Source organism: Alcaligenes aquatilis (assembly GCF_003076515.1).
Lineage (GTDB): Bacteria > Pseudomonadota > Gammaproteobacteria > Burkholderiales > Burkholderiaceae_B > Alcaligenes > Alcaligenes aquatilis.
In genome coordinates, this window is record NZ_CP022390.1 from 3696641 (window position 1) to 3719891 (window position 23251).

At 56.3% G+C, this 23251-nt stretch carries 17 protein-coding genes; 12 read left to right on the forward strand and 5 right to left on the reverse strand.

The window, feature by feature from the left end:
* Positions 1 to 148 precede the first annotated feature (148 nt).
* The 3 genes from CA948_RS16895 to CA948_RS17875 all read left to right on the forward strand — a co-directional run bounded on the left by CA948_RS16895 (position 149) and on the right by CA948_RS17875 (position 2683).
* Positions 149 to 1042 carry an MBL fold metallo-hydrolase gene (locus CA948_RS16895; RefSeq protein ID WP_094197626.1) on the forward strand — a complete coding sequence of 298 codons (894 nt, stop codon included), beginning with the start codon at positions 149 to 151 and terminating at the stop codon, positions 1040 to 1042.
* 22 nt (positions 1043 to 1064) lie between these two features.
* Positions 1065 to 2039 (forward strand): Bug family tripartite tricarboxylate transporter substrate binding protein, encoded by a 975-nt coding sequence (locus CA948_RS16900; RefSeq protein ID WP_094197625.1) that lies wholly within the window; start codon positions 1065 to 1067, stop codon positions 2037 to 2039.
* 509 nt (positions 2040 to 2548) lie between these two features.
* Positions 2549 to 2683, forward strand: a complete 135-nt coding sequence (locus CA948_RS17875) for a hypothetical protein (protein ID WP_275263380.1) — start codon at positions 2549 to 2551, stop codon at positions 2681 to 2683.
* 455 nt (positions 2684 to 3138) lie between these two features.
* On the opposite strand, the gene CA948_RS16905 is transcribed toward CA948_RS17875, so the two are convergent.
* Together CA948_RS16905 and CA948_RS16910 are read right to left on the reverse strand one after the other, a co-directional pair.
* A complete protein-coding gene (locus CA948_RS16905; RefSeq protein WP_094197624.1) occupies positions 3139 to 4110 on the reverse strand; it encodes a Bug family tripartite tricarboxylate transporter substrate binding protein in 972 nt (323 codons plus the stop codon).
* Between the two features lie 37 nt (positions 4111 to 4147).
* Complete coding sequence (locus CA948_RS16910; RefSeq protein WP_108728614.1) at positions 4148 to 5737, reverse strand: sulfatase family protein; 1590 nt, start codon at positions 5735 to 5737, stop codon at positions 4148 to 4150.
* 106 nt (positions 5738 to 5843) lie between these two features.
* Here CA948_RS16910 and CA948_RS16915 point away from each other — a divergent pair, with 106 nt between their 5' ends.
* Positions 5844 to 6758 (forward strand): LysR family transcriptional regulator, encoded by a 915-nt coding sequence (locus CA948_RS16915; RefSeq protein ID WP_108728615.1) that lies wholly within the window; start codon positions 5844 to 5846, stop codon positions 6756 to 6758.
* Positions 6759 to 6873: 115 nt separating this feature from the next.
* Positions 6874 to 7986: a GGDEF domain-containing protein gene (locus CA948_RS16920; protein WP_108728616.1), complete on the forward strand. Its 1113-nt coding sequence runs from the start codon at positions 6874 to 6876 to the stop codon at positions 7984 to 7986.
* Between the two features lie 73 nt (positions 7987 to 8059).
* Here the strand turns inward: CA948_RS16920 and CA948_RS16925 are convergent, their stop codons facing one another.
* Positions 8060 to 10492, reverse strand: a complete 2433-nt coding sequence (locus CA948_RS16925) for a penicillin acylase family protein (protein ID WP_094197620.1) — start codon at positions 10490 to 10492, stop codon at positions 8060 to 8062.
* 473 nt (positions 10493 to 10965) lie between these two features.
* Here CA948_RS16925 and CA948_RS16930 point away from each other — a divergent pair, with 473 nt between their 5' ends.
* The 5 genes from CA948_RS16930 (at position 10966) to CA948_RS16950 (ending at position 16273) form a co-directional block, all read left to right on the forward strand.
* Positions 10966 to 12183, forward strand: a complete 1218-nt coding sequence (locus CA948_RS16930) for an ABC transporter substrate-binding protein (protein WP_094197619.1) — start codon at positions 10966 to 10968, stop codon at positions 12181 to 12183.
* A 67-nt stretch (positions 12184 to 12250) separates the two neighbouring features.
* Complete coding sequence (locus tag CA948_RS16935; RefSeq protein WP_094197618.1) at positions 12251 to 14146, forward strand: ABC transporter permease; 1896 nt, start codon at positions 12251 to 12253, stop codon at positions 14144 to 14146.
* Complete coding sequence (locus CA948_RS16940; RefSeq protein ID WP_108728617.1) at positions 14143 to 14910, forward strand: ABC transporter ATP-binding protein; 768 nt, start codon at positions 14143 to 14145, stop codon at positions 14908 to 14910. Before CA948_RS16935 ends, CA948_RS16940 begins: the two co-directional genes overlap by 4 nt.
* Positions 14907 to 15677, forward strand: coding sequence for an ABC transporter ATP-binding protein (locus CA948_RS16945; protein WP_108728618.1), 771 nt, complete (start codon positions 14907 to 14909; stop codon positions 15675 to 15677). Before CA948_RS16940 ends, CA948_RS16945 begins: the two co-directional genes overlap by 4 nt.
* A 47-nt stretch (positions 15678 to 15724) precedes the next feature.
* Entirely contained in the window at positions 15725 to 16273 is a 549-nt protein-coding gene (locus CA948_RS16950) for a DUF924 family protein (protein ID WP_108728619.1), read from the forward strand.
* A 289-nt stretch (positions 16274 to 16562) separates the two neighbouring features.
* On the opposite strand, the gene CA948_RS16955 is transcribed toward CA948_RS16950, so the two are convergent.
* A complete protein-coding gene (locus tag CA948_RS16955; protein ID WP_108728620.1) occupies positions 16563 to 19403 on the reverse strand; it encodes a c-type cytochrome in 2841 nt (946 codons plus the stop codon).
* Positions 19400 to 19876 carry a (2Fe-2S)-binding protein gene (locus CA948_RS16960; protein ID WP_094197613.1) on the reverse strand — a complete coding sequence of 159 codons (477 nt, stop codon included), beginning with the start codon at positions 19874 to 19876 and terminating at the stop codon, positions 19400 to 19402. The genes CA948_RS16955 and CA948_RS16960 overlap by 4 nt, the downstream gene beginning before the upstream one ends.
* 399 nt (positions 19877 to 20275) lie before the next feature.
* Between CA948_RS16960 and CA948_RS16965 the strand changes: the two genes are divergently transcribed.
* Both CA948_RS16965 and CA948_RS16970 read left to right on the forward strand, forming a co-directional pair.
* A complete protein-coding gene (locus tag CA948_RS16965; RefSeq protein WP_108728621.1) occupies positions 20276 to 22534 on the forward strand; it encodes a xanthine dehydrogenase family protein molybdopterin-binding subunit in 2259 nt (752 codons plus the stop codon).
* 86 nt (positions 22535 to 22620) lie between these two features.
* Positions 22621 to 23251, forward strand: a 631-nt coding sequence (locus CA948_RS16970) for an alpha/beta fold hydrolase (RefSeq protein WP_108728622.1), incomplete at its 3' end; no start/stop codon positions are given.

Genomic DNA, 23251 nt, shown 5'->3' on the forward strand with positions numbered 1-23251 from the left:
GACACTCCTAGGTAAAAACACCAAGTTATTCCGCTGAGTGGCGAGGTGTACACTTTTTTCATAAAGTCCTAAAAATAGAACTTTATGACTTTATCGAAGAGGCACTGTTCTGGTGCCGGATGTTTTTATCTGCTTGAAGGAGCTTTACGTGAAGATAACCATGCTTGGCACCGGCGCTGCGTTGCCTGATCCGGACCGTGCCCAGTCGTCCATTTTGGTGACGCTGGATAACGGCAAGAATTACCTGTTTGATTGCGGCGAAGGGTCCACGCGTCAGATGGTGAAGGCCAATATCAATCCGGCTGATGTGCCTTGGGTGTTTCTAAGTCACCTGCACTATGACCATGTCTGCGGTTTGCCGTTTTTTGTCTTGTCTAGCTGGGTTTTCAACCGCGAAGGCAGGCTGAAGGTTTTTGGCCCCAAGGGGACTCAGGACTTTGTGGATCATTCTTTCGAGAACGGGGCGTTTCGTGTGGATATTCAAGCTCGGGCAGCTTATCCGGCTCGTCAAAAAAACATGGCTGCCGTACGCCCGGAGGTCTTCGAGGTGGAGCCCGGCCTGATGTACGAGGATGAGGACGTCAAAATCTATATTGATGTGGTGGATCACATTCCTACCGAAATTACGGATTGTTTTGGTATTCGTATGGAGGCCGAGGGCAAAGTGGTGGCGTTCAGTGGCGATACGGCTCCTTGTGAGTCCATGATACGGCTGGCGCAGGATGCCGATTTGCTGATACATGAATGCACCTTTCCCGAGTCTTTCCTGAAGCATCGTGAGGAATCAGGGGTAGGAACGTTTGCGCATACCAGCCCTTTGCAGTTGGGTGAAATCGCTTGTAAAGCCAATGTGAAGAGTTTAGTGGCCACTCATTTTGGGCATTATGACTCCACCAGTCCGGTGATTAAACGTGCGGCGGGTAATCATTTGCCGGTTGATTTAATGGGGCCTGAACGCCTGGACGAAGTAGCTCGGGATATTCGCAAAAGCTACAAAGGCGATTTGCGCTTGGCAACGGATTTGATGCGCATAGACCTGTAAAAGGCGCGTGGAGGGAGACAAGATGCAAGTAATTAAGAAAACTGTGGCGTGCCTTGCGGCGGCACTTGGCCTGGCGACGGTAGGGCCGACTTGGGCGGATTATCCCGAGCAACCTGTAAAGGTAGTGATTCCTTACCCTCCAGGAGCGGCGGGTGACATTATTTTCCGTATCTTGCAGCCTGAGCTGTCTCGGGAGTTGGGACAGACGGTGATTACGGATTACAAGACTGGCGCAGGTGGCAATATCGGCACGCAAATGGTGGCGCGCTCCAAGCCGGATGGCTACACCTTGCTGTTTTCGGCGACCAATAATTTTGTGATCAATCAGTTCTTGTACAAGAACATGGGCTATGACCCATTCAAGGATTTGTATGTGATCAATAAGGTGGCGGATGCGGCGGCGTTTGTTTATGTGAATGGAGAGTTGCCCGTCAAGAATATGGCTGAATTCAGGGATTATGTGCAGCAGCGCAAAGGGCAAGTGAACTACGGGACGCCGGGGGCAGGCACGACGCCCGAGCTATCGGCCTGGAAGTTGTCTGCGGTTCTGGAAGGCGATATGTTGGGGATTCATTACCGAGGCTCGGCACCGGGGATACAGGCTTTGTTGAGCAATGAAGTGCAGATGTTTGTCAGCAGCTATGGTTTGGGGGCGGCTTTCCTGCCGCAGGGGAGGTTGAAGGCTTTGGCTGTTGCCCTGCCGGAGCGTTTCCCGGCCTTGCCTGATGTCCCCACGATGGAGGAACTGGGCTACAAGGATGTGGTGATCAGCAACTGGTGGGCTTTGGCTGTGCCTGCCGGGACGGATACAGAGATCGTTGCCAAGATTGAAGGGGCTTTGGAAAAAGTGCTGGCTGATCCCGAGATTCGTAAGAAGTTACTGGATCAGGGGTATTTGCTGTCCAAGGTGTCGGCCGAGGAGTTTCGGAAGGGGCTGCCTGCAGAGGCGGATTACTGGCATGACATTGTGACTCGGGCGGGGATCAGCCTGGATTAAGGCTGGCTTCTGGTTCTGCTGTTGCTGTTGGTTCACAAGGGCGTCATTACCTTGATGAGCTAAAAGGCGGCGGCATGGCAGAACTTAGGTGACTGGGGCTGTGGCGATGCAGCGGCTTTCTTCTGATCGTGCTGTTTGGGCTCTGCGGGGGAGCGAGAGGGTTTTCTTGTGGGGCCCGTGTCCGGCTTGTCTTGGCGGGCCCCTTGCCCACGCTGCGCGTGGGTTCCCTTGTCAGTGTGACGGGGCGGGCGGGTCGTGAACTCGGAGCGCGATTTGTCCCCCGTACAAACCGCAAGCGTGCTCCTCAAACAGCACTGGAGAGGAGAAAAGGTTTGGATTTGTTGAACGGTGATTTCGTGTTTTTTGGGATGCTTCAGGCAGGCCTTGAGCTTGGTTTGAATACGTGAGTGATAGGCGAGGTGATTGGAGTTGAAGAAAAAGTGGGTGGGGGTTAAGTAGCTTTTTTATGATGCCGGAGGGGGCTTTAAGTTTTTTGGGCGCTACTCTTTTTGGCTTTGGCTTTGGCTTTGGCTTTGGCTTTGGCTTTGGTATTTGTTGTTGTTGTTGTTGTTGTTGTTGTTGTTGTTGTTGTTGTTGTTGTTGTTGTTGTTGTTGTTGTCGGTGGTCACTTCTGGCGCCATTGACCTCGCACTATCAACGGGACATAAAAACAGTAAATCTCATACCGCACTAAGCCATTCAGTTGGCTCTTAAAAAGAAGGGAACAGAGTAGTGTGAGTCTGCCGGTTGGTGCAGGTGTAGCAGTGGTCGGGCGGATCAGAGTACTTGCCGCGGTCAGGAGATAGCGTAGGGGTGCAAGCATCCTGCTGTTTGAGCGGGGCGCTTGTGGATCGTCCGGGGGACGAACCACCCCGCGAGTTCAGGATGCGCCCGTAGCTATCTCCTGACAAGGGCACCGGTGCGCAGCACCGGCAAGTGCTCAGCCCGACCACTGCTACACCTGCACTAACCGGCTCCCTGCTCCTGCTCCCTTCTTTTTGCGAGCTGCCTCGCCATCAAGCATTGAGCCTGCCCTCAGCAACACCTACGCAGCCCCAAAAAAAACAGCCCCTGAAACCAGGGGCTGTAATTCCAACAATTACTGATCAGAGCGAATATTGTTATCCCGCACAATCTGCTCCCAGCGCGCATTACGCTGCTGCACCCATTGGGCTGGAGAAACCTTGGACGAATCGTAGGCTTGAATATCCAGCATCCGCAAAGTCTCGGCGGTAGAGGGACGTTTCACGATATCGCTCAGCAAGTCGTTCCATGCTTTGATTTTCTCTGGAGGCGAACCCTTGGTGGTGAAAACCAGGTACGAGAAGCTCTCGTTAAAGTTTTCCAGGCCTGGTAACTTTGCTTCGGCCAATGTAGGGACTGCAGGCAATAAAGGATTGCGTTTGCCGCCAGAAGTCGCCAATGGCGTGAGCAAACCTTCCTTGATCGGCCCCAAAACACCGGCAATCGTCAGAAAACCGCTGTCCAGACGCTCGCCATACATATCATTGACCACAGCGCTATTGCTGCGATATGGAATGTGATCCAGCTTGATCCCGCTATCTTGTGTCAAGGCCGACATCATCAAATGCCCTGGCGAGCCCATGCCGGCAGAGCCGTAATTCATGGGTTTGGCGCGGGCACGCTCCAGAAACTCGGCAGGTGTTGTGATACCGGTCTTGCTGGGAACCACCAGAACCTGGTCAAAGGTGCCCAGCAAAGACACCAGGTCCAGAGACTCCCCAACCTTGAATTTGCTGTTGACGTAAATATGCGGATTGGCCGTGGCAACGGTGTCCAGTGTCAGCAACAAGGTATTGCCGTCGGGTTTGGCCCGGCCCACCGCCTCGGCTGCAATCATGCCTGCTGCGCCCGCGCGGTTCTCTACCACAATCGTTTGGCCGGTGGTTGCCGTGGCTTCGCGGGCCAACATGCGACCCAGGACATCCAGCGGGCCGCCTGCAGCGGAGCTGACAACAAGTGTGGCCACCTCGGCACTTTGGACTGGCGTAGCCAAAGGTAAGATCAGCGCACAAATGCTTACGTTGCGCAGCAAGGAAAAGATGGGCATAGAGGTCTCCAGATAGGGGTAAGTAACAGTATCTATCTCACGCTATCGCCAAAGGCAGGGGGCTGGTTTCGCTGTGAGCCATCATGGTGTCGATCAATTGACACAAAAGCGTTGTTTTTAACGTTTGCGCGTCAGGTTCATTCCACAAATTATGTTGTTCCAGTGGATCGGCTTGCAGATCGTACAGCTCTCCGATTTGACCGCCCTCGTACAGACTTAGACGATGCTGCTGTGTGACCAGCGAGCGCAGCTTGGTGCGAATAGGCGTATTGAACAGCTTGCGCTGGTTTTCTTCCTCGATCAGTACACCTTGACGCCATTTCACAGGCTCTTTGTGCATCACTTTCAGTAAGGAGCGACCCTGAATGCCGTTGTAGGGCAACTGCCCTGCGCGCTCCAGCACCGTAGGTGCAACGTCAATGGTAGAGCAGACTTCTCCACTTGTGCCTTGAGTTTTCGCATCCTTTGGGTCAAACCAGATAAAGGGGCTGCGAATAATGCTTTGGTAATGCACAGGGCCTTTCAACAGGAGTTGATGGTCGCCCATGAAGTCGCCATGATCACTCATGAACATGACGATGGTGTTCTCCGCCTGGCCGGTGCGCTCCAGATGGTCCAGAATGCGCCCGATCTCGGCATCGATATGCGTGATGGAACCGTAGTTCAAGGCAATCGCCTCGCGGGCTTCGCGTTCGGAGCAGGCAAACAGGGTGGGAGTGTGTTTAATCGCTTTGCCTTCATCGCGCAACTGGTGCAGCAATTGCAGGTGTGCGGGCAGGGGATGTGGGCCTAGGTGGAAGGAGTCGGGCAGGCTGACTTCTTCAGGCTTGTACATATCCCAGTATTGACCGTGCGGCGTGTAGGGGTGATGGGGGTCGGGGAAGGAGCACTGAATGAAGAAAGGCTGTTGTTCCAGGGCATATTTATCCAGCACAGCGCGGGTGCGCTCACCAATCCAGGCAGTGGTGCTGTACTCTTCTGGCACACGGGTACGCCAGGCTTGGCCAATGCGGCTTAGCGCGTAGTCGGGAGTTGGGATGGCGTTTTCAGGGCCGGACAGGGCGTCAATGTCAGGATGTTCATTTTGCAGCCAGCGACCATAGTCGCCCCAGACCTGATCGCCGTGGTCGATGGCCAGGTCCACGTGCTCGTAGCCGTAAAAGGGGAGTTGCACACTGTGATCGGCGCGATCGCGCCACCATTGACCACATTCCTGGCCGTAATCGTTGGTTGGCAGGGGGGGGCGGGCTTCACCCTTGGTCGGCGGATCATCCGGGCGTGGGTAGAGCGGGGGGGTATCCGTTATATTTTGCAGATGTGCCTTGCCCACTAACGCTGTGCGCCAGCCTGCCTGACGCAGTACATCGACAAAAGTGGTGGAGTCCAGCGGTAGGGGAACGCCGTTGTGACGAGCGCCGTGTACAGAAGGCATGCGGCCTGTCATCAGGGAGGCACGGTTGGGCATGCAGATCGGCGTGGCGACGTAAAATCGCTCAGCACTCCAACCACGGGCGGCCAAGGCATCCAGATTGGGCGTTTTTATGTCTTTATTGCCGTAACACGCCAAATGGTCCGCACGGAGTTGATCCGCAATGATTAATAAAAAATTGGGTACTGACTGAGACATGACGTGCCTATTTTGTAGCTTCGGGTATACCCATTATGGAAGCAGTAGCCATAATGTTAAATTGAATAACTTGCAGGTATATATACTTCTTTCATATAGGTAAGTCATGAGCTGGAGTGAACGCATTCGCTTAAAGCATCTGCAGGTTTTAATTCGTTTGTGCGAACAGAAAAGCATGAGCGATGTGGCCCGGCAGTCCAATATGACCCAGCCCGCTTTGTCAAAATGGCTCAAGGACTTTGAAGACAGTATCGGTATGCCTTTATTCGAGCGCCATGCCCGTGGTATTGAGCCTTTGCCGGCGGCCTTGGCGCTGGTCTCCCAGGCCCAAGGGGTGCTCAATCGCCTTGACCGCATGAACGCGACGCTGGAGCAATACAGGCAGGGATTTCGCCAGCAATTTACCTTGGGTATATCGCCTATGGTGGCCGCGGTTTATTTGCCGCAACTGCTGGTGTATCTGCACGAGCGCGATCCGCAGTGCCATATCCGGATTCAGGAAGGTACGCTGGATGTGTTAAGCCGCAATCTGGAGCAGGGTGAGCTGGATCTGGTCATTGGCCGTGTGGACGAAGCAGGTCGCAACCCGGCGATGGCGTATTTGCCGTTGGGGATGGTGCCTTTGGGGGTGGCCGCTTGCCGCAAGCACCCTTTGGCCCGGCAAAATGAAGTGACCTGGGAGCAGACGCTGGAGTATCCCTGGATATTGCCCCCCAAAAACAGTCCCATGCGGCGCAGTTTCGAGCTGAGCCTGGATGCCAAAGGCCTGCCGTATCCCACTTGTGCGATCGAGTCTGCCTACGCGCATACCAATGCGCGTGTAGCCGTGGGCAGTGATTTCTTAGTGCCCATGACGCGCAGCATGGTGCCGGTCTACCCGGAGCTGTGTATCTTGGAGCTGGACTGGAGCGACCCGCGTTTGCATGGTCAGCTCGGTTTGTTGTGGCGCCCCCAGGATTCGGGTGAACCGATGTTGGAGGAGGTCATTAGCTGGATGAGCAAGCAGCCTCACACGGTGTGATGGTAAGCCGGGGTCAGCATGGGCTGACCCTGAAAGAACTGACAGCTTGTTTTTTAAATGCATGTAACTAAAAATTGCCATCATGCTATTTTGTTTCTTTTTGGCGAATTGATTGATGGGAACTGTTCTGGAAGGTTGGAAAAACTTGCAAGCGATCAGTATCAGCTCGGTGCGCGACACACTGAGCGGGAAATACCATTCTCGTGACTTCATTCATGCCCGAATGGAATATTTACGCAGCCGTGTCGTATTAGTTGGCTTGCTATTTGCCTTGCTGACTCCCCTTTGGACTTTGATGGATTGGCTGGTTTTGCCCGGCTGGCCTACACATTTAATGGCGGTGCGTGTGTTAAGCCTGGGGGGACTGACCGCGTGTGTATGGCTAGCGTTTAATGGCCATCAGCGCATTACCCGTATTTATGTGTTGAGTGGCCTGGTCTTTATTTTGCCAGCCTCTTTTTACGCGTATATGCTGCTGACGCTCTCGGGGGCTGGGCATTACGTGGTTCTGGGTTACGGCTTTATCCCTTTCCTGTTGGTCGCGACCTTAAGTATTTTTCCCTTTACCTTGCTGGAATCTGCGTTGGTAGGGGGCGCGTTGATTGCCTTGCAGATTTTGGCCAGCGTCAGCTCGGGAACCTGGATGACCGCGAAAGGTTTGCAGGATCTTTGGCTGTTGAGTGCCTTGCTGGCTGTTGCCTTGACCGCCAATTATTTTCATCTGGGGCTTTTGTTGCGTTTATATCGACAAGCTACCCACGATACCTTGACCGGCTTGCTGAACCGGGGCGCGGTCAGTCGTCAGTTGGGGCAGGGGCCAGTCCAGGAAAAACTGCATGTGTTGATGGTGGATCTGGATCATTTCAAGCAGATCAACGATACCCACGGCCATTCGGTAGGGGATGATGTCTTGACGCGTACCGCGTCTTTATTCAAGGCGCATCTGGGACCCCATGACTTGGCGGCTCGTTATGGTGGCGAGGAGTTCGTGTTGATTCTGGCCGGGCGTAGTGATGAGCAGGCTTTGCGCTTTGCGGATTGGCTCTTGCGTCAGGTGCAGGAACAAACCTTTTACAACCATGACCGCGAGTCTTTCCAGATTACGGCCAGTATGGGCTTGGCGGTGTGCCAACCCGGTCAGGTCATTGAAGAGGCGCTGGTTCAGGCTGACCAGCGCTTGTATGACGCCAAGCGCGCTGGTCGCAATCAGGTGGTGACGAAGGATTAGGCGTGCCGGACTGCGTAAAAAGAAACGGGGCCTGGAGCGGCAAATGCTCCAGGCCCCGTTTGTGATGGAATACTTAGTAGCGCAGGGTTTGGCTGCCCTGACTGGCCTGGTCGATGTCCTGAGCGCTGATGGCATCACTCTTGCACTTGAAAGCCGCAAACATCTCAAGCTGATCCGAATGATGGACGTCGGCTTGGCCTTTGGGATTGATGAAACCGCTTTGCCCCGGCGCCATCACCGAGCACATACGCACGCCAGCAGGGTCCAGCACGTACTGGAAGCGGGCGCTGCCGGTGTTCAGATAAGGCATGATGCGGCGCTCGTACGCAGGGTCGGACCAGGGCACCCCAATCGCATTGCGTGCCGCAAACAGCATGGAAACAGAGGGGGCACGCCATTGCTGGGCTTGCGCGCCTTGTGATTTCTGCAAGGAGGCGGCCGCTTGTTCCAGTGCGTCCAGCACCAGCTCCTGGGCGGGACGACCTTGCAGGAAATCAATCGTTTGTGGCACCCCGGCTGCCGGGCCCTGGATAGCGTTCCAGATCAGCTTGGCCGCAGCGGCTGGCTGGGCGCTACGCGGGTCATTCATGGCCGGGTACAGGCCTTGCGTGTAGGTCTGGTAGACGCTGTCAGGCAAACGACCTTTCAGGAATACAGGGACTGCGGCTTGCATCCAGGCCTGCATCACAGCCGGGGCGCTACCTTCGTAATGCTTGCCGTTGCTGGCGACGTGCAGCTTGTAGTCCCAGCCTTTCAACTGCTCGGCAGCCTGACGGGCCAGGGCACTGGCACGTGGCAGCTTGGCGGCTTGCTGGATGATGGGGGCGAAGTAGCGCGCATTCAGATCCGAGCGCGCACCCAGGGAGTCGATGCCCCAGATTTCCTCATCGCTCAGGCGCTGCTTGGCTTGTAACGGTGCCAGCAGTTCCTGCACTCGATCCACGTAAGAGAAGTTGGCATTGTCAGCCAGCAGGGCGCTGTAGGCCTTGTTGTTCCAGCTGGCGATATAGCCTTGCTGTGGGTTCAGCACTTTGGGGTTGTGCTCAAAGCTCAGAAAGCCTTGCCATTCCATGCTGCCGTCGCCTGCGGCCGGGAACTGGATGGCCTGATTGGTCGGGCGTTGGGGCAACCGTCCCAAGGCAGCGGCACCGATATTGTTTTGGGTGTCGGCATAGAACCAGGTAATGGAGGCGCTGACGCGGGCTGCCTGGGCCATGAATTGATCCCAGTTCTTGGCCTTGGCCGCATGGGCCCAGCCCAGCAGGGTTTCAATTTCCCGGCCCTGCCAGCTACGGCGGTTGGCGTAGGCCGTGTTGTTTTTCGTATCCCAACTGCTGACATAACCTTGAGCCGCACGGTAGACGTCCAGCGTCACATCGTCCTGATCACGCACTTTGATGCGCACCTGCTTGTGCTCCATGGGGCGCCAGGCATTGTTGTACCAGTAGCTATGCGGATCACCGTCTTTCAAACGCAGTTGGTAAACGTCGTTGGTGTCCAGTGAACCCACTGTGGAACCCCAGGCAATCTGGCCATTGGTGCCGAACAGAATGGCGGGCAGGGCAACAGCGGTGCTGCCGGTCAGGTCGTAGCCGGCACCGTGCAAGCCGACGCTATAGGTAATGGATGGGGTGTACCAGCCTTGTTGCGGGCCGTTGTACAACACGGCATGGCCGTGAGTCGTCTTTTCGGGGCCCAGCAGCCAGGCATTGCTGGCCGTCGGTGTGCCGGCGGCCACAGTGGGGCCTAGCGCCACGGCTTGTTTGTGCAGATAGTCCTGTGCGGCTTGTGTGGATAGGGCCTGCAAATGCGTAGGCAAATCGGCCAGGGCGGTCCGGGCTTCAGGCTGAGCAATGATCGTGGGCGCGGTCGGGTCGTTCAGCCAGCGCAGTTGTTTGTAGAGCTGTTCGCCTCGTTCCGAGCCCTGGTCTGCCTTTAAGGTTTCCAGCAGATTCAGGTTGGCCACTTCCGCCGTACCGGCAAAAAAGCGGTTCAGAATCAAGCCGACCCAGACCATGGCAATGTCTTCGGGCTGCCATTCAGAAGGCTCAAAGCCTTGGTCCAGAAACTCCTTGGGCATCAAGGTATCGCGCTGGGCTTTCACCTCGCGCACGCGCTGGGTAAAACCAGCGGCATAGCCCTCAAACATGGCGCGGTCTTCGTTGGACAGGGCGGCCAATTGCTTGCGAATGGCGTCCGGGTCGATATTGCTGTGGGTGACTTTATCCAGCTCCAGGAAATCCGCCCCCAGAACTTCTGCCACCGTTCCCCAGCCTGAACGTTTGGCAATTTCCATCTGGTAGAGACGGTCTGTGGCCACGGCATAGGCATAGCCATAGAACAAGCCATAGGTGCTGTCAGCATAGATGTGCGGCGTGCCATAGCTGTCGCGCTTGATGGTGACGCTGCGATCATTGACAGAAGTGCTGGCACAGGCGGCCAGCAAGACGCTGGTGGTCAGTACACCAAGGGTCAGTCGGGATGGGAAGCGACGGGGGAAGTTCAATATCTTGTCTCCTCAAGCGTAGCCGTAGGGGCTACCGTTTTTTTATCTCTTGAGAATATAACGTCAAAGTTCTTTAGGTATTGATATTTCCAGATGAAAACTTCTAGAGGATTTCCCCAGTACAAAAGCGGCTTGCCGGATATGATGGAGCAGTTTATGAAATCCATGATTCGGCGCGTGCAGGAACCAGGCGGGGTGGTTGCGTTTTAATCTTTGGGCTTATTAAGTGTAGTCACTGTATATCGGCGGTTTTCTACTTTTCGGGCTATCCACTTTTTCTGCTCATTCTTTTTGATCTCCTTGTTTGAATGGCTTTCTGCCTGACTTGCTGTGTTTTATGTTTAAAGTGTTCAAGGGTATATCCCTAGGTCTTGGCCGATTTACTCGCAAAAATACCATGTGTACACTTTAAATCACTAAAACAAGACAAGTTGCTGAGTCGTGTTTCGCCTCACAAGCCCACGGAGAAGACAATGAACAAGACATTTGCAGGGGTAGCACTAGCAGGAACGATGATGTTGCAAACCTTGGGGGCCACCGCCGCCGCCGAAGGGGTGATCAAGATTGGGGAGCTGAACAGCTATAAATCCCAGCCCGCTTTTTTAGGGCCTTATCGAAACGGGATGGAGCTGGCGGTTGAGCAGATCAATCAGGCCGGGGGGATTCACGGCAAGCAGTTGGAGTTGATCATCAAGGATGACAACTCCAACCCTGGCGATGCCGTACGCGCTGCCGAGGAACTGATCTCGCGGGAAAAGGTGGATGTGCTGACCGGAACTTTCCTGTCCAATATCGGTTTGGCCATTACCGACTTCGCCAAACACAAAAAAGTCTTCTTTCTGGCCAGCGAGCCTTTGACCGACAAGATCGTCTGGGCCGATGGCAACCGCTATACATTCCGCCTGCGCAACTCCACCTATATGCAGGTCGCCATGCTGGTGCCCGACGCCGTCAAGCTGAACAAGAAGCGTTGGGCGATTGTGTACCCCAACTACGAGTACGGTCAGTCCGCCGTTGCCACCTTCAAGACCTTGATGAAACAAGCCCAGCCCGATATCGAATTCGTGGCTGAACAGGCCACGCCACTGGGCAAGGTCGATGCGGGTGCCGTGGTGCAGGCTTTGTCCGATGCCAAACCGGATGCGGTCTTTAACGTCTTGTTTGCGTCTGACCTGGCCCGTTTGGTTCGTGCTGGCAATCAGCGTCAGTTCTTCAGTCCTGCCTTGCCGGTGGTCAGCATGTTGACCGGCGAGCCAGAGTACCTGGACCCTTTGGGTGAGGAAACGCCGGAAGGCTGGATTGTGACGGGCTACCCCTGGTACGCCATCGACACGCCCGAGCACAATGCCTTTTTGAAAGCCTATCAGGACAAGTACAACGAGCACCCTCGCCTGGGCACGATTATTGGCTACAGCACCATTGTGTCGATTGCCGCTGGCATTGAAAAAGCCGGCTCTACCGACACGGAAGCCATGATCAAAGCCTTCCGTGGTCTGGATGTGGTCACGCCTTTTGGCCCCATCACGTACCGCACGCAAGATCAGCAATCCACGCAGGGGGCTTATGTGGGTGTGCTGGCCAAGCAGGACGGCAAGGGCATCATGACCCATATCCGTTATGTGGATGGCAAAGAGGTACAGCCTACGGATGAGCAAGTCAGCCAGTGGCGCCCTGCCGCGGCTAATCAATAATTCCAAGAACGCAGTATTTTGTAGATCGGCGCGCCGTCTGGCGCGCCACTTCTGACGCGAGGCAGTAATGGCCTTATCGGGTTTATGGGTACAGTTCCTTAACGGACTGGCCGAGGCATCGTCTTTGTTCCTGGTGGCGGCGGGTTTGTCCCTGATCTTTGGGGTGACACGCATCGTCAACTTTGCACACGGCTCCCTGTATATGCTGGGCATCTACATGGCGTATTCCACCGTGCAATTCATGGGTGGGTCGGCACTGGGATTTTGGGCAGGCTTGATTGTGGCGGCCTTGTTGGTTGGCGCCTTGGGCGCCTTGCTGGAAATCGTGCTGTTGCGGCGCATTTACAAAGCGCCCGAGTTGTTCCAGCTATTGGCTACCTTTGCTTTGGTGCTGGTGATCAATGACGGGGCCTTGGCCGTGTGGGGGCCGGAAGATCTGCTGGGGCCGCTGGCTCCAGGCTTGAGCGGTTCTATTTCCATTGCAGGGCGCTTTTTTCCGGTTTATGACCTGGTGCTGATCGTGATCGGCCCGGTGGTGCTGGGTTTGCTGTGGCTCTTGCTGACCCGTACCCGTTGGGGAGTGCTGGTGCGCGCCGCGACCCACGACCGACAGATGCTGGGTGCGCTGGGTGTGAATCAGGCCTGGCTCTTTACGGGTGTCTTTGCTTTGGGGGCGTTCCTGGCTGGTTTGGGGGGAGCCGTGCAATTGCCGCGTCAGCCCGCCAATCTGCTATTGGACTTGAGCGTGATTGGGGATGCCTTTGTGATTGTGGTGGTCGGTGGCATGGGTTCTATCCCCGGTGCTTATGTGGCTGCCCTGATTGTCGCGGAATTGAAAGCATTGTGTATTGCTCTGGGTACGGTCACTTTCTTTGGCGTGGACTTTGCCTTTCCCAAATTGACGCTGGTCGTGGAGTTTATCTTCATGGCTGTGGTGCTGGTATTTCGGCCCTGGGGCTTGTTTGGGCGAGCGCAAGCCGTCAGCCGTAACTCGGCGCCGATTGAAGCGCCCCTGCGTGCCGGTAGCGGAGCGTTCCAGATCATGGTGCTGGTGGTTCTGGGGGTGATGGCGGCCTTGCCTTTGATGAGCGATTGGTTCCCGTACGCGCCTGTGCTGGCTTTGGATATTCTGGTGTTGTCCTTATTCGCGTTGAGTCTGCATTTCATGATGGGACCAGGAGGGATGAACTCTTTTGGTCATGCCGCTTACTTCGGTTTGGGCGCTTATGCGGCGGCTTTGCTGTTCAAAACGGCGGCCTTGTCCATGGGCTGGTCTTTGGTCTTGGCTCCCGCTGTGGCCGGTTTGGGTGCGCTGATCTTTGGTTGGTTCTGTGTGCGCCTGTCAGGAGTGTATCTGGCCATGCTGACCTTGGCGTTCGCTCAGATTGTTTGGTCAATTGTCTATCAGTGGGACAGTTTTACCGGTGGTTCCAATGGTGTGGTCGGCATCTGGCCTGCCGAGTGGCTGTCGGGAGATCGCTACTATTATTTTGCGTTAAGTGTTGTCGTGGTGGCCGCTTTCTTGTTGCGTCGCATCTTGTTTTCACCCTTTGGCTACGCCATGCGTGCCAGTCGGGATTCGGCCTTGCGGGCTGAGGCAATCGGCATTCCCGTTAAGCGTGTACAGTGGCTGACCTTTATTTTGGCGGGTACATTTGCTGGTTTGTCTGGTGCCTTGTTTGTGTTTTCAAAAGGCAGTGTCTCGCCTGAGGTGATTGCGGTGAACAAGTCCGTGGATGGCTTGGTCATGGTCTTGCTAGGTGGGTTGCAAACCCTGGTCGGTCCAGTGGTGGGCGCAGCCGTATTCACCTTGCTGCAGGACTTTTTCCTGGGTATCACACAGTATTGGCGCGCCTTGTTTGGCGGCGTGATTCTGTTGCTGGTTCTGGCTTTCCCACAGGGTATTGCTGGGTTTTTCAAACGTTGGGCGCATCGTCGTGTCGCACCGGAGGCATCGTCATGAGTTTGCTGCAAGTACGAGGTCTTAAAAAAGCGTTTGGCGGCAATCTGGCCGTAGATGGTATTGAATTTGATGTGCAGGCCGGGGAATTCCTGGCTTTGATTGGCCCCAATGGAGCAGGTAAGACCACCACCTTCAATATGGTGGGCGGGCAGTTGACGCCAACGGCGGGCTCGGTGCGTTTGGGGGACCAAGAGCTGGTGGGTTTGGCGCCACGCAAAATTGCGGCCATGGGCGTGGGCCGTACCTTCCAGATCGCCGCGACGTTTGCTTCCTTGACGGTAGTGGAAAACGTGCAGATGGCCTTGTTGGCGCATCAGAAAAAACTGTTTTCCTTCTGGCGTCGGGCGGCGCAGTTCGAGCGGGCCCGTGCTTTGGATCTGCTGGATCAGGTGGGCATGCTGGCCCAGGCCGAACGGCCTTGCAGCGAGCTGGCCTACGGTGATGTGAAGCGGGTAGAGCTGGCGATTGCACTGGCCAACGATCCCCGTCTTTTGTTGATGGACGAACCCACAGCAGGTATGGCCCCCAAAGAGCGTAATGAGCTGATGCGCCTGACCAAAAAACTGGTGATCGAACGCAATATGGGTGTGCTGTTTACCGAGCACAGCATGGACGTGGTGTTCGAGCACTCGGACCGCATGCTGGTGCTGGCTCGTGGTCGGCTGGTGGCAGAAGGCGATGCGGACTATATTCGCCAGCATCCCAAGGTGCAGGAGGTCTACTTTGGCACAGGCAAGACATTTGAGAACAAGGAGTCAGCATGACGCAGGATGGAGTAGCCGGTGCCAAGCGGGCCGCAACTGACCAGCAGCTATTGTTGAAGGTGGATGGCTTGAATGCCTGGTACGGTGCCGCGCATATTCTGTTTGATCTGTCCCTGACGGTGCAGCGCGGTGAAGTGGTCGCCTTTATGGGGCGCAACGGTGCCGGCAAGTCCACGACGCTGAAGTCCATTATGGGTTTGATGGAGCGATCCAATGGGCATATCGAGTTCATGGGTCAGGCCATTCACGACAAGCAGCCTTTTGAGATTGCACGTGCCGGTTTGGGCTTCGTGCCCGAAGAGCGGCGTATCTTTAGCGATTTAAGTGTCTCGGAGAATCTGGAAGTAGGCCGTCAACCAGCACGGCGCTGGCCGGATGGCGCAGCAGCCCCGCACTGGCAGCCTGAACGTTTGTACAGCCTGTTTCCCAATCTGGGCCAGATGCAGGACAGACCCGGCGGACAGATGAGTGGGGGCGAGCAGCAAATGCTAACAGTAGCGCGTACCTTGATGGGCAACCCCTATCTGGTCTTGCTCGATGAACCGTCCGAGGGTGTGGCGCCGGTGATTGTGGAGCAGATGGTGCAGATGATTCTGGAGCTCAAGCAAGCCGGTGTCAGTATCTTGCTGTCTGAGCAAAATCTGCATTTTGCCGAACTGGTCTCGGATCGGGTTTATGTGCTTGAAAAAGGGCAAATACGGTACAGTGGCGCCATGCAGGAATTAAGTGCCAACGAGCACGTACGGCGCACTTACCTGTCTGTTTAACTTCGGGCCGGCAGCGAGCCAGGCCGGATCGGTTCCAGGAGAGCACCATGGCAGATGCACGTCCCAATCCCCAGACTGTGATTGATTTCTGGGTTGAGTCAGGGCCAGAGAAATGGTTTCGTAAGTCCGATGACTTCGACCAGGAATTTCGTGAGCGGTTTTTGGACTGGCACGAACGTGCGGCCAGGGGCGAGTTGGATGACTGGGCACAGACTGCAGAAGGGGCCTATGCTTTGCTGATCTTGTTGGACCAGTTCCCGCGCAACTCCTTTCGCAATACCCCGCGCATGTACGCGACCGATGAGAAGGGTTTGAGGATTGCCAAGGAAATGGTGGCCAAGGGGCTGGATAAACAGATTCCGGTGGAACGCCGTGTGTTTTGCTACTTGCCGTATTCCCATGCGGAGAATCTGGCCGATCAGCAAGAGGCCGTGCGCCTGAATCAGGAGATTGGTCGGCCCTGGCTGGATCATGCCCAGGAGCATCTGGATGTGGTGGAACGCTTTGGCCGTTTCCCGCATCGCAACTCGATTCTGGGGCGTACCACCACTGCGGACGAACAGAAATTTCTGGAGGCCGGTGGTTTTTCCGGTTGATGGGTTTTGAGTCTGGATCTGCAGCGGAAGCCGAGTCTTGATCTTGATTTGGACTGTGCCTAGACCTCGGGCTGGATAGTTTTGATTTGGGCCTGCTCTCGGGCTTGGGTAGGAACGCAAGCTTCCGATCAGTCCTTCAGAGTGCTGGCCGAGAACCTGGTTTGAGAGTTTCTGGTTTAACCAAGTCTGAAAGCGATGCACCATACAACAAAGGCGGCCTAGTGAAAACTTGAAGCCGCCTTTGTTTCGTTTGCCGCGTATCTAAACACTATCGGCGGGCAAGCCCCGTCTACAAGTGCCCCTTTTGCTCCCGTATGGTCGCAATCTTGTCTTTCAGCCCTGTCCAGGCCGGTTTGTCCGGTGCAAAACGTGCACGCATATAGTTCAGCAAATCTTCCATTTGCTCGTCATTCATGCTGTTTTTGAAACCGGGCATCGAACCCAGGGTGGGTTGCGCCGGACGGGTAATGCCGTGCATCAACACCTGAATCGTATTGTCCGGGTGTTCGCTGTGCAGGTTGCTGTTCAAGGCCAAAGAGGGACGTGCGCCAAATAGCACCGGCCCACCACGCGGGTCGTGGCAAACAGCACAAGCGCCGTTGAACAGGTTTTCGCCTGGCATCACCATCACGTCCTTATTGCTGCGGCTGTCTTGCTCCAGACGAGCGGCCTGCGCGGCATGCGTTTGCTCTTGCTTGCTTTCGACCGGGTTCAGGCTGCTTAGATAGTGCGCCATGGCACGGACATCGGATTCAGGCAGTTCTGCCAAGCCTGCTACTACCGGCCCCATCGGCCCGGCTGCTACGCCGTGACGGGGCGAGTAGCCGGTACGCAGGTATTGGTACAGCTCCTGTTCGGTCCAGGGGATGGGAGCTTTGGACAAGCTATTGAGCGCAGGCGCTTCCCAGTTGTCCGCAAAACCACCGGCCAGGAAATTCGCTTTACCGCCTTTTTCTGCGCCCAGCATATTGCGCGGGCTATGGCAGGCCGCACAGTGGCCGCTGCTATTGACCAGATAGGCACCCCGGTTCCATTGCACGGTTTGCGTCGGGTCCGGCACATAGGCATTCGGATCACGGTGAAACAGCAGATTCCAGCCTGCCACCAAGGGCCGCATATTCATGGGGAAGGGTAGCTTGGTTTCAGGCACCTCAGACTTCACCGGCTCTTGCGTCATCAGGTAGGCGTACAGGGACTGCATGTCCTCGTCGCTGATTTTGGCAAAGGCCGTGTAAGGGAAGGCCGGGTACAGGTGGCGTCCGTCCTGATGGATGCCTTCGCGCATGGCGCGTTCAAAGGCTTTGTAGCTCCAGCTGCCAATGCCGGTTTCTTTGTCTGGCGTGATGTTGGTGGTGTAGATCGTGCCAAACGGTGTATCCAGGCCCAGACCGCCCGCATTGGGCGTACCGCCTTCAGCGGTGTGGCAGACCATGCAGTCGCCAGCAATGGCAACCAGGCGGCCACGCTCAATCGCCAGCTCTGAAAAGATGGACGTATCCACTTGGCCGACGGGCGCGATGGCGGGCCGCCAGGGCAGGGCACTCAAGACTGTGCCGGTGGCGACCGCGGCCAAGGCTCCCCACCAGGCTTTGCGTTTTTTGTTGCTGGCCGTTTTATCGGACTGATAGCCCAGTGCCAGAGACTGTTCACTAAAAGGGGCACTGGTCAGGCGGATGCCACTGGCGTTGAAAATCGCATTGGCAATGGCGGCTGCGGCTGGCAGTTCCACGCCTTGGTTCCAGGCCAAAGGCTGGCCGACGGCAGACTCCCGCTTGACCAGTTGGACGGCTAGCTTGTCGCCTGTTTCTTGGACGGGGCTGTCGCTACTACCTTCGCCGCCTTTGCCCACGCCATTGTTCAGCAGTTGCTGGGCCCAACGGCCCAGTCGGTCGGCCAAGGCGGGCGCAGACTCCGGAGCGTGTTCGGAATTGTTCAGTTCTGTGCTGTCGTGGCCAATGGTCAGCTTGTCTATGCTGAGCGTGCCTTGACGGGTATCAACGCTGACATCCACGGCCCAGGCGGACCACTGCTCACGTGCAGCCTGTCCGGGGATGTGTTCCACAATATGGCTGTAGGCCAGCCCGCGACCTTTGCGCAAAGGGCCTTGATGGGCGGGCAAGGGCGCGGACCAGTCTGATTGCTCGGCAACCCGTTGCAGCAGTTCTCGACCTTGGGGGCTGCTGACGTGTTCCAGTCGTGCCTCCAAAGGATCCAGCCCCAAGTTGTGGCAGTCCTGATCGAACTGCGACTCTTGGGCAAAGACTGTGGCCTGGGCCAGACTGTCGGGGTCACTGCTGGCGGCCGCGCCATCATAGTTAGGCGTGGGTGCAGAAAAGTAATCACTCTTTACGGTTGGGCCGCTGCTGGGCAAGTCTTGCTGGCCACAAAGAATGGCGGCCAGAGAAGGGCGCGCACCGGACAAGGTGTTCAGTTGCCAGCGGGTTGCTCGCAAATAGGCATTCAGGTCGTTTCGCTCGGTGCTGCCTTTATAGACGCTCAGGCCAATGGTGACTTCGCTGTGGCTGGCACGAACCTGCACAGCCTGGGGGCGGCCAAAGGCCATGACGGCTGCATCCATGGCGCAGTCGTAGGCATCGGCCTGATTGCCAGCAATATCTTGTAGATGGATTTGTTCGCTGGGCAGACCACTCAGGGCTTGCAGCTCAATCAGCAGGGCAGCGGGGCGCTGCGTGTGCGCCCAAACATAAAGCTGCTTGTCGTGATAACAAGCACGGGCCCAAGCGGTTTCCTGATGCTCGGCGGCAGATTGCCACTCATAGCGTTGATCGGGGGCGCTAAGCGTAGTGGCAACAGTCTCATCGGCTGGTAGGGCCGCCTGGTTTGCAGCGACGGGCGTGGCCCAGCGCGCATCCAGCAAGGCGGCGCCTTGTTGAGCCTGCTCGGCTTGTACCGCCAGCACACCCAGAAAATTCCCCATATGCACACAGGCCACGACGCCGGGTACTTGCAGGGCGGCTTGTTGGTCTACTGACTGTAATTCGGCGCCCAGATACTGGCCGTTTTCGTAGAGCCAATAAGGCGGTCGCACAACAGCGCCATGCAGCAAGCGGGTGCCTTCAGGCAGGTCCGGCCACTGTGCTCGGGAACGGTCTTGTACGGAATGACTCATTGCCGGGCCTTTGCGACGCGTACAGCGGCTTGCATGATTTCGACGTGCGTGCCGCAACGGCACAGGTTATAACGCAGCTCGTCCCGAATTTCTTCTTCAGTGGCTTGCGGATGGCGTTCCAGCAGGGCTTGCACGGTCATGACCATGCCATTGAGGCAGTATCCGCATTGCGCGGCCTGACAATCTATAAATGCCTGCTGTACATCATTCGGTTGCCCGTCCTGGGCCAAGCCTTCCAAGGTGGTGATCTGACGGTTTTCCACCAGACTGACAGGCACAACACAGGAGCGAGCGGCCACACCGTCGACCAGCACCGTACAGGCGCCACATTCACCCAGGCCGCAGCCAAACTTGGGGCCATTCAGTTCCAGGTCGTTACGCAATACATAAAGCAGTGGCGTATCGGGTTCCACCTCGATGATGTGGGTCTCTTGATTGACCCGCAAGGTATGCGGGCGAGTACAAGGGTTCATGGGTTTCACCTTTGGGAGATCGCACCTTGTTGTCGGACAGCGTGTGCGGTGCTTTTATCAGCTCGGTATTGATATGCTTAAATTAAGTGTATACACTTTAATTTATAGAGTAAATAGATTCTACTACTCCCTTGAGGTATCAATCAAAGCCTACTTGGGAAGATGCAGAAAATTCGATCTGATCTTATTTAATATAGGGTTTACACTGATTATTAAGCCCTTGATTTTCTCTTTATAGTAGTTGCGATAAATGGGTTTCAGCGCACTGCATTGGATTTTATTGGGGTGTGTACGCTAGTAATCGATGTTTTGCCAGGGCGCATTTAAGGCAGGTTTTCAGGAACGAGTCCCTGAAGCCGGCTTCCCGCCTCTTATATAGAACCCAGCCAGGAGAGTGTGATGTCTTATGATGCGCCGCGCCACCAGCAGCAAGACTTGCTCAGGGCGTCTGGCACCTTGCTGATTTTAGCGGCACCGGCACGGCCTCCCAAGCCTTCGCCCGGCCAGCCCGGCGTGGTGTCCGAGTACTTGCAGGCGCACGACGATGTCTTTGTCGCCGTATCCGAACAGGGCTGGGTGCGCGCTTTTCATGGGCACGTGGATCTGGGCACCGGTATTCAGACGGCGCTCAGTCAGATTGTGGCCGACGAGTTGGATGTGCCGATGTCGCGTGTGCAAATGGTGCTGGGCCATACCGATGCTGTGCCCAATCAAGGCCCCACCATCGCCAGTGCGTCCATTCAGATTCATGCTGTGCCGCTGCGCAAGGCGGCGGCTCAGGCTCGACAATTACTGCTGGCACAAGCCGCAGAGCGCTGGACGTTGCGTACAGATCAACTACGAGTAGAGGACGGCACAATCATTGCCCCGGACGGACGCAGTCTAACGTACTGGCAATTGCTGGAAGGTCTGGAGCTGCGGGCCTATCTGGATAAGGAAACCCCCACCAAACCGGCCGAGCAATTACGTCTTGTAGGGACAGCCCAGGCGCGTGTCGATATTCCGGGCAAGGTCGCGGGGCAGTGGGTGTATGTCCACGATGTGCGCGTGCCCGGCATGTTGCATGGTCGTGTCGTGCGTCCTCCTTATATAGGACGTGATAGCGGCGACTTTATCGGTCGCAGCCTGGAGTCCGTGGATGAGGAGTCCATCCGTCATATTGCCGATGATGTGCGTGTTGTGGTGATTGGTGACTTTATCGGTGTGGTCGCGCGACGTGAAGAACACGCCATGCGTGCCGCCCGTGAATTGAAAGTGCGCTGGAAAGTGATTCCCCCCTTGGAGGACATGAGCAATCTGGAGCAACTGATTCGTCGTCAGCCCATGACGGAGCGATTGCTAACTGATACGGGCCCGGGCTTTGACGAGCTACCGCCTGAAGGCAAGCGCTTGAAGCGCAGCTATGTCTGGCCTTTTCAGTTGCATGCTTCCATTGGCCCGTCTTGTGCGCTGGCAGATTACAAACCCGGCCATAGCCGGATCTGGTCAGGTACGCAGAACCCGCATATGTTGCGTGTCCATTTGAGTCAATTGCTGGACGAAGATGAAGCTGGTCTGGAGATCATCCGTCACGAAGCAGCCGGTTGTTATGGCCGTAATTGCGCGGATGACGTGTGTGCGGATGCCTTGCTGTTGTCCCGAGCCGTTGGTGCACCGGTGCGTGTGCAGTTGACGCGTGAGCAAGAACACGGTTGGGAGCCTAAAGGCGCTGCTCAGTTGATGGATGTAGAAGGCTCGATTGATGCTCAAGGGCAACTGCGACATTACGATTTTGTCACCCATTACCCCTCCAACGATGCGCCGAACCTGGCGCTCTTGCTGACGGGGCGGGAGTCGGCAGCCCCCCGCCAACTGGAAATGGGAGATCGCACGGCAGTACCGCCTTACAGCTATCCCAAGCAGCGCATTGTGTGTCAGGACATGCCCGCGATTGTGCGTGCTTCCTGGTTGCGCGGTGTGTCGGCCATGCCTAACTCTTTTGCGCATGACTGCTTTCTGGATGAGCTGGCAGTGGAAGCGGGTGTAGACCCCTTGAGCTATCGCCTGCGTTATCTGGATCAGGATGAGCGTGCCCAGGAACTGCTGCAGGCGGTGGCGGACAAGGGGCAATGGCAGATTGGACATCGAGGTTCTCGTGGGCAGCCAGATGAGCAAGGCTATCTCTACGGTCGAGGCTTGTCGTACGCCCGTTATATACACAGCAAGTTTCCTGGCTTTGGGGCGGCATGGTCAGCCTGGCTGCTGGATCTGCGGGTCCATGCGGAGACGGGCGTGATTGAGGTTCAGCAGATTTATGTGGGCCAGGACACCGGGCAGATGGTGAACCCGGCGGGCGTGCGTCACCAGATTCACGGCAATGTGATCCAGTCCTTGAGCCGTACTTTGTATGAGCAGGTGCGCTTTAACGCACAGGGTGTGGTCAGTGCGGAGTGGGGCGCCTATCCCATTGTTGATTTCCCGCGCATCCCGCCCATTGAAGTGATTTTGATGGACAGGCAGTCCGAGCCGCCGATGGGGTCGGGTGAATCTGCCTCCGTGCCCTGTGCCTCGGCCATTGCCAATGCTTTGTTTGATGCAACTGGCCGACGTTTTCGGCAGGTGCCTTTTACACCGGATGTGGTCCGGGCCGCGCTGGCTGCTACGCCCCAAACAGCGTAGGCAGCAGCAATTTTCATGGGTCGGGTTCAGGGCCTTTTAGTAGTACCAGGCTTTAGACCTGACGGTTTCAATCCAAGGACAGATTAATGAGTACCTTTCTTTACGGCGGCCATGTTCACGCCAATGGCATTCGTCAGCATTACCTGCGCTACGGCGGTTCCAGCCAGGGTCGCGATCAGCGTCCTGCCGTCATCATCGTGCCTGGCATTACCAGCCCGGCGGTGACCTGGGGCTTTGTGGGCGAGCAGTTCGGCAAGCACTTTGACACCTACATTCAGGACGTGCGTGGTCGTGGTTTGAGTGAAGCCGCCGAGGGCATGGATTACAGCCTGGATGCACAGGCCGATGATTTGATCGCCCTGGCTCAAGCCTTGGGTCTTAAAGACTACATCGTGGTCGGTCACTCCATGGGTGCTCGTATCGGTTTGCGTGCGGCTCACAAGAACAGCGATGGTCTGAACCGTCTGGTGATGGTTGATCCTCCCGTCTCCGGCCCGGATCGTCGTGCCTATCCCTCCAAGTTGCCCTGGTACGTGGATTCCATGGCCATGGCTCGCAAAGGCTGCACCGCAGAGGACATGCGTGCTTTCTGCCCGACCTGGACCGAAGAGCAGTTGCAATTGCGTGCCCAGTGGCTGCACACCTGCCACGAGCCTGCGATTCTGGCCAGCTTTGAAGGTTTCCACACCGACGATATCCACGTCGACTTCCCGCATT